Here is an 8,859-nt window from a genome sequence, read left to right as displayed (position 1 = left end):
GTCCACCACATAGTCACCGGTGCCCAGCACCTTCCGCGGCACGTCGCGGCGCATCGGCGACGTCCCGATAACCTTGTGATCGGCCACAGGTTTGATGGTGCCTTTGCCCTTGACGAAGAGAGCATTGCCGATCTTTTCGTTCCACTCGAGCTGGGTGTCGAAGAAACGTCCACCGATCAACTCGGTATAGGTAACCTTCTTCGCCGGATCGGCAGCAACACTGACGACACCGTCGTCCACCTTCAGGTCGGCCGCCGGAACACCGAGGTGACGTGATGCCATCTCGACAAGCTGGTAGCGAGCCTCAGCTGCCGCGCTTTGCAGAGCCTTGCCACCATTCTGGATCCCGGTAGAGCCGGAGGCTCCGCCCTGGTTGATGCTGGTGGCCGTGTCGCCTTGCTGCACGAAGACTTTGGATACGGGAAGATCGAGTTCCTCCGCCACCATCTGGGCAACGCCAAGATCGGTGCCCTGACCCATGTCCATCTTGCCCCAGAATGCCGAGACGGTGCCGTCCGCATTGACCTTGATATAAGAGGAAAGATTTTCTGGCTTCAGGGGCGGCTGCGTGGCGGCGCCGAAAACGGCGGCGCGCGCCTTCATGCCTGGCAGCACGACAGAAACGGTAAGGGCGCCAAAGGCGCCGAGCACGGCGCGACGAGTGACGTTCATAGTCATGGCCACCTCCCTTACGCTTGCGCTGCGCGCTTGACGGCGCGCATGATACTGTAGTGCGTGCCGCAGCGACATTTGAGCCCCGTCAGCGCTTCGCGGATCTCGGCATCGCTGGGCTTGGAATTGGTCTCCAGGAAAGCGGCTGCAGTCATAAGCCAGCCGTTGAGGCAGTAGCCGCATTGCGGCACCTGCTCTTCGATAAAGGCCTCCTGGATCTTGTGGGCCTTGCCGTTGCCTCCTCCGAGACCCGCCAGCGTTACGATCTTGCTACTGCCGATCGAATCCACCGGTGTCACGCAGGAACGGACGGCCTCTCCATCGATTTGGACAGTACAAGCGCCGCACTGGGCCAGACCGCAGCCGAAACGAGGGTTTCTGAGGCCTAGATCGTCCCGAAGCGCATAGAGCAGCGGCATATCCGGATCCGCCGTGATCGTATGCATTTCGCCGTCGACATTGAGCTGAATACTTTTGGTAGCCACGTCTTCCTCCCGTAAAAGTCGCAATTCCCGAAGTCGCTTCAGCCTATGTACCACCCGATAGCCCGTCAAGATTGTATTATCATCGAGCGGTCACGTTGAATTTATCAGCAAAGGAACCGAGGCAGCACCGATGGTGATCCCCATGGCCGCCAATGATCGTTGGTCGCTGGCCGTCGTGTCGGATCAACTCGCCGATGGCCGCAGGTTCCGCTTCTAACAGTCGTCGACCATTCGATGCGAAGAACATCCAAAGTCGCCCTCCAGTACTACCTGAGGGAAGCTGTGCTAATCCATCCTAAAACGAGCGTGGAGGGACGAGCATGGCGAAGATGATTCATTCCATGATCCGGGTGCTGGACGAGCAGCGCTCGGTCGATTTTTATCGGCGGGCTTTTGGTCTTGCCGTCGCGGAGCGTCTGGAGTTCGACAACTTCGTCCTGATCTATCTCAGCAATTCCGAGAGCGGTTTCGAGCTTGAACTGACGGTCAACACGGGGCGAACCGAACCCTATGCGACCGGCGACGGTTACGGCCATCTGGCAGTCTCGGTCGACGACCTCGAGGCCCAGCACCGCCGCTTTCTGGCGCTCGGTTTCGAGGCGGGAAAGATCGTGGATTTCAACCACAATGGCGCGCCGCTCGCCCGGTTCTTCTTCGTTAGCGATCCCGACGGCTACAAGGTCGAAGTCCTGCAGCATGCTGGCCGCTATCTCTGACCGGCGTGGTCGACCTGTCACAGGACGTGCTTGTAGACCGTCGTGCGGGAGAGGCCGAGCTGGCGCGCCGTCTGTGAAACATTGCCGCCCGTCCGGCGGTGGACGGCGCGGATTTCCTGGCATTTCGCGCGGCTGAGCGGGCGGTCCCTGCATCCTTCGCAGCAATCCTGCAGGCTTTCGGCAACGGGGCTCACCTCGTCGAAACAATCCTCGTCGAGATAATCGGCACGGCGGCGAACCAATGCCCGCTGCAGTACTGTTTTCAGTTCGCGGATGTTGCCCGGCCACTTCCTGCGAAAGAGCGCGGCGACAGCCGCGTCCGTGATCGGCGTTCCGGGCGCCACCTCCTCCATCACCTGGCGGACGATCGCGGCGAAATCCGTTCGCGCCCTCAGGACCGGCAGATGGATAGCGAAGGCGTTCAGCCGGTAATAGAGATCCGCGCGAAACAGCCGTTGCGTCACCATCTCCTCGAGATTGCGGTTCGTGGCCGAGACGATCTGCACATCCACCTTCTCGGCCTTGTGCGCACCGACTGCTCGGACCTCCATGCTGTCGAGGAAGCGCAGGAGCGAGGTCTGCGCCGCCAGCGGTATGTCGGCCACCTCGTCGAGAAACAGGGTGCCGCGATGGGCCGCGCGCGCGAGCCCCGGCGCGCCTTTGGCGCGGGCATTGGTGAAGGCCCCGCCCTCGTGGCCAAATATTTCCGCGATGAATAGATCCTCCGGCACCGCACCGCAGTTGACGGGCACGAACTCGCCCTTCCGCTGGCTCAGGCGATGAACGTGGCGCGCCATCAGTTCCTTGCCGGTTCCCGTTTCCCCTGTGATGTGCACGGGCATCCCGAGGGCGACGGCGTCCGCGAGATTGGCAAGCGCCTGCCTGATCGAGCTGTCGTCGCAGGTGAAGTCCGGCATGCCCTCTTTCGGCAGCAGCGCGGGAACGGACGACGCGGTTCGCGGCGACGGCACGCTGCTTCGGCCCTGGGCGATCTGGCGGCAAGCCATGAAAACGCCGCTGCCGGCACGGTCGCGAATGCGGATGATGCCGCCATTGAGGAGCCCGTCCATCGCCGCTCCGAAGCCGGATTCGAACAGCGCATCGAAATGGCTGCCGAGCGTCGCCGGCAGACCGGCCAGCAACGCCTTTCCGGAACGGTTGATGGAGGTGACGTCGCCCGACGGCGATACCGAGATCAGGCCCGCGGACAGCGTGTCGAGATATTCCACGCGCGGATGGAAGGCGAAGACGAAGCTGCTGGAAAAATCCTGGAACACCAGGCCGTTCTCGATCTGGGCCGCGGCCATCCGCACGAGGGCATGCGTATGCTCCTGCCGCGCGTCATGGGCGCAGGAGGCATCGAGCAGGCCGAGGATCTCTCCGTGCGAATTGAAGATCGGCGCTGCCATGCAGCTCAGATGGCCATGGCAGGCGAAATAGTGTTCCCGCCCGTAGATCGCTACGGGCTTTTCGGTCATGGCGGCAAGCCCCAGCGCATTGGTGCCGCGCTCGCTCTCGTTCCACATGCTGCCAGGAATGATCGAACGGCCGGCGGCGCTGTCGGCGAATTCCTGATCGCTTATCGTATCGAGGACGATGCCATCAGCATCGCCGAGCGCGATCATGAAGTTCGATCCGGCGATCTGCGAATGCAGAAGCTGCATTTCGGCCAGCGCCAGCCGGCGCATGGAGATAGTCGCCTCGCGCCGGCGGCGGACATCGGAAAATGGCACGACGCTGCGTTGCGGCATGGCACGCGGATCAAGGCCGCCGTCGCGACATCGCTGCCAACTCTCGGCGACAATCGGCTGAAGGGTGCCGACCGGAAAACGGTCACCCTTCTCCAGCGCATTGCGTGCCCGGTCCATTCCCGAAAGATGCTGCATGGCTACTCCTCATGCGCCATGACACCGAGGATAACAGCCGCTGGCAGGATGACAATAGACAGAAACTGGACAGTTCTGCTGTTCACCGCGTTCAGTCAATGAACAGGCAGACTCCGTCGGCTTTTGGGTATCCTATTGATAAGAGTAGGAAATGTAATCTGGAACGGCAATTGCAGCTGTATCTTCCGCAACGGGCATCGATCCCGTCGATGGAGGAGACATCAGCATGAAGGCGCAGGTTCTGAACAAATATGACGACAATCTGAAAGCGGAGCAGTGGGTTTCGCTGCAGGAGGTTCCCGATCCTCAGATCAAGAAATCCACCGATGTCATCGTCCGCATCGGCGGCGCGGGAGTCTGCCGCACGGACCTCCACATCATCGAAGGCGTCTGGCGGCCCCATATGGATCCGACCGGAGATAGCCTCCTGCCGCTGATCATGGGCCATGAGAATGCTGGCTGGGTGGAAGCCATCGGCAAGGAGGTCGAAGGCATCAAAGTCGGTGATCCTGTTATCGTTCATCCGAAGATTTCCGGCGGCACCTGCCTTGCCTGCCGGCGCGGTTTCGACATGCACGGCCCCGGCAAGTTTCCGGGCCTGGACAGCAACGGCGGCTATTCTGAATATCTCTGCACGTCGGAGCGCAATATCGTGCCGCTGCCGAAAACGCTGGCCCCCAAGGATGTCGCGCCCTATGCGGATGCGGGACTGACAGCCTATCGCGCCGTCAAGAAGGCGACGCGGCATCTGCTGCCCGGCGAAAGCTGCGTGGTCATCGGCGCAGGCGGGCTTGGCCATATTGCCATCCAATGCCTCAAGGCGATGTGTGCCGCTGACGTGATCGTCGTCGATATGTCCGACGATTCGCTGGCACTCGCGCGCAAGATCGGCGCCGACAAGCTCGTGAAGGCCGATGGCAACGAGGTCGAGGCGGTGCTGCAGTTGACCGAAGGCCAGGGTGCCGAAGCCGTCATCGACTTCGTAGGCGAAAAGGGCACCACCACCAGGGGGCTGGCGATGACCCGGCCGATGGGCAGCTATTATGTCGTGGGATACGGCGAGGACATCCGCGTGCCGACGGTGGACATGGTCATCACCGAGAAGAACATCATCGGCAACCTGGTCGGAACTTGGGCCGAACTGGTGGAACTGATGGCGCTCGCCGACCGCGGTCTGGTGGATCTGACGACCGTGGAATACAAGCTCGCCGACGCCAACAAGGCGCTCAAGGATCTGCACAACGGCAAGATCCACGGGCGTGCCGTGCTGATCCCTTGAACGCATCGGCTCTGACACCAGGACATGCGCTCTCCGACCACAGTCCGGCCGGAGAGCATTGTCGTGAGCGAAACCCAGCGCGAGGGAGGAAGAAATGATGTGCGGAGTCTTGAGCCATCAGGGGCAGGATAGGTTCATCAAGGTCAGCCGATCGGTCCGGATTGCCGGGCATTCGACCAGCGTGCGGCTGGAATCGGCCTTCTGGAGTACATTGGAGGACATGGCCGCCGTGGAAGGGCTGTCGACAGCGAAGCTGATAGCGGCACTGTACGGCGAGGCCCTGGAGAAACATGACGACATGTCTAACCTTGCCTCGATGCTGCGGACCGTCTGCCTGCTCTACCAGCAGGAGCGTAATGCACAGGCCGCGAGACCGCTGCAGCCGGCCTGATCCGAGCGCGGCTGCCGTTGATGCAGCACGGGAAGCCGCGCGAGAAGGCATGTCCCAAGGCGGATTCACGCCTTGGGTGAAGTAACCTCGCTGCCGGCGTCGGCCTTGCCTTCGGCGATCCAGCGCGCGCCGAGCACCAGCGCGCCCATGCTGAAATCCCTGCCATGGGCTGCGACCATCTCCTGCGACAGTCTGGCGATCCTCTCGAAAAAGGCGTCCTTGCTCTTTTCCTCCACGGAGAGTTCGGCTTGCATGATTTCCTCCATTTGCGTTTTTTTCATTTGAAAAGCTGCACCGGAAAGGTGATGACGGCGACGTTGCCGAGCGCATCGCCCATGGCGAGATGCCGGCCGTCGACCGTCCACTGAAGCGCCGTAACCTGACCGCCGGCCGGGCGCACGACGAGCTCCTCCCGCGCGCCAAGAGGCGCCACCACCACCTGGCCGTTGGCATAGCCGGCGGCCACGAGACGACCGTTCGGCTGGGCCGCAACGGCCTCCACCTGGACGAGACCGGCGCGACCTGTCGTCAGCGCACCCGCGGCACTGTTATCGAACGGCGGCGTCTCCATCGACCAGCCGGCGATGCGGTAGGCGCCGGCGGCGACAAGCGCGTTTTCTCGCGTGCTCCAGGCCACTGCGCGAACCGGCCCCGGGAAATCGCCAAGCTGCATGTGGCGGCCGGAACCCACATCGACGAGACACAGTCCCGCGCTATCCACGCCCAAGGCCAACCAGCGGCCATCGCCGCTCCACCTCAAGCATAGGGAGACGGAGGGGAGCGGAATTTCCAGGAACGGCCGCAGACTGTCGCCGACCTCATAAAGGATGAGGCTTCGCGAGGCGGCGACCGCCAGCTTGGTGCCGTCCCCCGAAAATGCGATCCGCTCCGGGATCCTTTCCCCAAGGTCGATCTTCAGGGCAGGGGCGCTTCCGGCGAAACGGATATGAAGTCTGTCGCCGACCGAAATCGCCGCCGCCCCGGTCATCAGGCAATGATCGAAGGCCGAGATCGGCTCGGCGGCGGAGAAGACGGTGTCTGCGATCTCGCCGGCGCGGCTGAGCCGCACGAGGTCGCCCTTCATGCCGGCGGCGAGATAGCCGCCGTCGCTGTAGGCAGAGACGGAGTGGGCGTCCTTCACCCGCGTGATGATGAGCGGCGCGGCCTTGCCGTGACGGGGCCTTATCGTCGTCTGCCCCCCGTCGACCGTAATGCGGGCTTCCGGTGGCTCGTTGTCCGCCATTCTTGCGAATGCGATCGAACCGTCTTCGCAGACGACGGCAAGCAGCGTCTCATCGTCGTTGAAGCAGACATGACGAACCGCGGCCGGTCGTTGCCAGTTGCGGGCGAGAAGGTCGAACAGAGTGATGTTCGGAACGGCCTGCTGGTTCATGATTGTCCTCCTTTTGCCGCCGCGATAAGGCGATCGATGTCCGTCACCGCCACCTCCGCCGCTTCGATCTCGGCGACGCAATAGGCCTGGGCCGATCGGATGGCGGTCGCCTGCTCTTCAACCTCGCTCAGTTCCTTTGCGACCTCGCCGTTGGCGGGGTCCCGCTCCAGGGCCAATTGCAGGCGCAGGATCTCCATCTCGATGCCGGATGCTTCCTGGATCAGCTTGTGTGTCCTCGCGGCCAGGGCCGAGATGTGTGCCACGCAATCAAGTCGGCGCTGCAACAGTTCCTGGATCGGTTGGTCTTGACCGCTCATGGCGAAATCCTACGTGTTCTGCCGGCGCCGCCGCGCCGTGTGGATTGGAGCGAGAGGAGCCCTGGGATGTTCGACACGATTGGCAGCACGTTCTTCGATGCCCTGCGCCGGGCGGCCGAACGCCATCTGAAGCATGGCCATCCCTGTATCGAGGCGCTCGGCGCAGCAGCCCGCGGTGCCGATTCCACGGCGATTGCTGCGGCGCAGGATGCGCTCGCCGCTCTTGATCCGGCGATTATGAACGCGCTGATGGCTGAAGCACACAGGTTGCTGCGCGAAGATCCGGCAGGGATCCTCGGCGGCTGGAATCCCGCTGGCGTCAGCCATTGATACCGAACCGGGTCGCTCACGGACTGGTCCCTCCCGGTGCTTTCCAGGCTTCGAGCAGGGCCGGCAATTCCGGCATCTGCGTTCGGAACTGCCGTTCTGCCAGATCGACATGGCTGCGAAGCTGATCCCATACGTCTACGCGGATCATTGTATCTCCCGTCAACTGCTCGATCTCCTCGACGCGCAGCTGTCTCGACAGCGACACGCCCGAAAAGACGAAATCGCGGAGCAGGATCGCGTGCCTTTCCGCGAAGGCGTGTATCATCGGATGCGTCTCGTCGGTGATCCCGGCGGCGGAGAGTTCGCGAAGGATGAACCGTTGAAAATGGCTCTGCATCAAGTGCTGGCTTTCTCCCAGGAAGCGCATCACGAAGACGAGGTCTCGCTGCATGAGCCCGGCGAGTTCGGTGGTGATGTCGCCTCCGACGGGGCCGAGCGGCGTTTGTTGCTCGTCCTTGTCTGGCATGAGCTTTTCCAAACCTGAAATAGACAACCCTATGCGCGAAATATAAGTGATGAATATGGCGATGTCGATCCCTGTTTATTGCGCTCTTGCAAAAGCTTATAGGCAATCTTTGCAAATATAAATAAAGTTACATCTGTAAATTACGATTGTAAAATAACTTTACATCATTTCACTCTTCCAGCTCGTCAAACGCCGGAATTGCCGTAAAACTCACTTGGCACGCCCTTTGCACTGTCTGTTCTCATAAAAGCTATCGCGCTGACAGCGACGACAGAAGAACGAAGGAGTTGGGGAAGCGACTGACCGTCCGTCCAGGAGCCGGCACTTCCCCGAAGACCTTTGCCTCGATCGACTTGAATGGCCGGCCCGCCGGGACGCGCGCATGCGCATTCCGTTGTCGCGCCCTTCCAACTTTCGCTCGCGGCGTTTCTGGCGCCGTTCCGGCCGAGGCTTGAGGCCTGCGGCACAACAAAGTGGAGGCAGAGGACGATGTCGTCTTTGACACTCAATAAGATAACCTCGCAGCGGGGCATTTCCGTCGGCGAGGCGACCAAGCGGATTTCCGACCTCGGTTGGAATCCCAGCTACGTGCAGGAAGCGATGACGTTTCCGACGGACTACAAGATCACAAAGGCACCCCGTGATCCGATGAAGCAGGTCCTGCGCTCCTATTTCCCCATGCAGGAGGAAAAGGACAATCGCGTCTACGGCGCGCTCGATGCGGCGCTACGCGGCGACATGTTCCGCAATGTCGAGCCGCGCTGGGTGGAATGGATGAAGCTCTTCCTGGCGATCATCCCCTTCCCGGAAATTTCCGCCGCCCGCTCCATGGCCATGGTCGCCCGCATCGCTCCGGGTGAAGACCTTCGCACCGGCTTCACCATGCAGATGGTCGACGAGTTCCGCCATTCGACCATCCAGATG

Annotated in this window: 11 protein-coding genes and 2 pseudogenes; 6 read left to right on the top strand and 7 right to left on the bottom strand. The window is 61.7% G+C overall.

Annotated elements, in window-relative coordinates:
- On the bottom strand, positions 1–678 hold a 678-nt coding region (locus ACPYOI_RS33115; RefSeq protein ID WP_481423962.1), incomplete at its 3' end, for a molybdopterin cofactor-binding domain-containing protein.
- An 11-nt stretch (positions 679–689) separates the two neighbouring features.
- The gene (locus tag ACPYOI_RS33110) at positions 690–1,157 is read right to left on the bottom strand and encodes a (2Fe-2S)-binding protein (RefSeq protein WP_481415370.1); all 468 of its coding nucleotides are present in this window, start codon (positions 1,155–1,157) and stop codon (positions 690–692) included.
- 124 nt (positions 1,158–1,281) lie between these two features.
- On the opposite strand from ACPYOI_RS33110, the pseudogene ACPYOI_RS33105 reads away from it, so the two are divergent.
- A pseudogene (locus tag ACPYOI_RS33105) lies at positions 1,282–1,397 on the top strand (IS3 family transposase); the annotation flags it as partial.
- Between the two features lie 80 nt (positions 1,398–1,477).
- Positions 1,478–1,873, top strand: a complete 396-nt coding sequence (locus ACPYOI_RS33100) for a VOC family protein (RefSeq protein WP_481415369.1) — start codon at positions 1,478–1,480, stop codon at positions 1,871–1,873.
- 17 nt (positions 1,874–1,890) lie between these two features.
- Here ACPYOI_RS33100 and ACPYOI_RS33095 read toward each other — a convergent pair whose 3' ends face one another.
- Positions 1,891–3,759 carry a sigma-54-dependent Fis family transcriptional regulator gene (locus ACPYOI_RS33095; RefSeq protein WP_481415368.1) on the bottom strand — a complete coding sequence of 623 codons (1,869 nt, stop codon included), beginning with the start codon at positions 3,757–3,759 and terminating at the stop codon, positions 1,891–1,893.
- A 226-nt stretch (positions 3,760–3,985) separates the two neighbouring features.
- Between ACPYOI_RS33095 and ACPYOI_RS33090 the strand changes: the two genes are divergently transcribed.
- Together ACPYOI_RS33090 and ACPYOI_RS33085 are read left to right on the top strand one after the other, a co-directional pair.
- Positions 3,986–5,038, top strand: a complete 1,053-nt coding sequence (locus ACPYOI_RS33090) for an NAD(P)-dependent alcohol dehydrogenase (protein ID WP_481415367.1) — start codon at positions 3,986–3,988, stop codon at positions 5,036–5,038.
- A gap of 97 nt (positions 5,039–5,135) precedes the next feature.
- Positions 5,136–5,429 carry a ribbon-helix-helix domain-containing protein gene (locus ACPYOI_RS33085; protein ID WP_481423961.1) on the top strand — a complete coding sequence of 98 codons (294 nt, stop codon included), beginning with the start codon at positions 5,136–5,138 and terminating at the stop codon, positions 5,427–5,429.
- Positions 5,430–5,494: 65 nt separating this feature from the next.
- Here the strand turns inward: ACPYOI_RS33085 and ACPYOI_RS33080 are convergent, their stop codons facing one another.
- The 3 genes from ACPYOI_RS33080 to ACPYOI_RS33070 are packed head-to-tail and all read right to left on the bottom strand — an operon-like array spanning position 5,495 to position 7,139.
- Entirely contained in the window at positions 5,495–5,683 is a 189-nt protein-coding gene (locus tag ACPYOI_RS33080; protein ID WP_481415365.1) for a hypothetical protein, read from the bottom strand.
- Between the two features lie 23 nt (positions 5,684–5,706).
- Positions 5,707–6,822, bottom strand: a complete 1,116-nt coding sequence (locus ACPYOI_RS33075) for a WD40 repeat domain-containing protein (RefSeq protein WP_481415364.1) — start codon at positions 6,820–6,822, stop codon at positions 5,707–5,709.
- A complete protein-coding gene (locus tag ACPYOI_RS33070; protein ID WP_481415363.1) occupies positions 6,819–7,139 on the bottom strand; it encodes a hypothetical protein in 321 nt (106 codons plus the stop codon). The genes ACPYOI_RS33075 and ACPYOI_RS33070 overlap by 4 nt, the downstream gene beginning before the upstream one ends.
- A gap of 66 nt (positions 7,140–7,205) precedes the next feature.
- Here ACPYOI_RS33070 and ACPYOI_RS33065 point away from each other — a divergent pair, with 66 nt between their 5' ends.
- Complete coding sequence (locus ACPYOI_RS33065) at positions 7,206–7,469, top strand: hypothetical protein (RefSeq protein WP_481415362.1); 264 nt, start codon at positions 7,206–7,208, stop codon at positions 7,467–7,469.
- Positions 7,470–7,485: 16 nt separating this feature from the next.
- Here the strand turns inward: ACPYOI_RS33065 and ACPYOI_RS33060 are convergent, their stop codons facing one another.
- The gene (locus ACPYOI_RS33060) at positions 7,486–7,935 is read right to left on the bottom strand and encodes a hypothetical protein (protein ID WP_481415361.1); all 450 of its coding nucleotides are present in this window, start codon (positions 7,933–7,935) and stop codon (positions 7,486–7,488) included.
- A 489-nt stretch (positions 7,936–8,424) separates the two neighbouring features.
- Here ACPYOI_RS33060 and ACPYOI_RS33055 point away from each other — a divergent pair.
- A pseudogene (locus tag ACPYOI_RS33055) lies at positions 8,425–8,859 on the top strand (methane monooxygenase); the annotation flags it as partial.

This window comes from Rhizobium sp. SVR5-2C, assembly GCF_056755115.1.
This window is presented reverse-complemented; position numbering and strand designations above follow the sequence as displayed.

Excerpts from the sequence above, each read along its gene's own strand:
- ACPYOI_RS33090 (WP_481415367.1), top strand. The coding sequence starts at position 3,986 with ATGAAGGCGCAGGTTCTGAACAAATATGACGACAATCTGAAAGCGGAG.
- ACPYOI_RS33065 (WP_481415362.1), top strand. The coding sequence starts at position 7,206 with ATGTTCGACACGATTGGCAGCACGTTCTTCGATGCCCTGCGCCGGGCG.
- ACPYOI_RS33080 (WP_481415365.1), bottom strand. The coding sequence starts at position 5,683 with ATGCAAGCCGAACTCTCCGTGGAGGAAAAGAGCAAGGACGCCTTTTTC.
- ACPYOI_RS33100 (WP_481415369.1), top strand. The coding sequence starts at position 1,478 with ATGGCGAAGATGATTCATTCCATGATCCGGGTGCTGGACGAGCAGCGC.
- ACPYOI_RS33095 (WP_481415368.1), bottom strand. The coding sequence starts at position 3,759 with ATGCAGCATCTTTCGGGAATGGACCGGGCACGCAATGCGCTGGAGAAG.
- ACPYOI_RS33085 (WP_481423961.1), top strand. The coding sequence starts at position 5,136 with ATGTGCGGAGTCTTGAGCCATCAGGGGCAGGATAGGTTCATCAAGGTC.
- ACPYOI_RS33070 (WP_481415363.1), bottom strand. The coding sequence starts at position 7,139 with ATGAGCGGTCAAGACCAACCGATCCAGGAACTGTTGCAGCGCCGACTT.
- ACPYOI_RS33075 (WP_481415364.1), bottom strand. The coding sequence starts at position 6,822 with ATGAACCAGCAGGCCGTTCCGAACATCACTCTGTTCGACCTTCTCGCC.
- ACPYOI_RS33060 (WP_481415361.1), bottom strand. The coding sequence starts at position 7,935 with ATGCCAGACAAGGACGAGCAACAAACGCCGCTCGGCCCCGTCGGAGGC.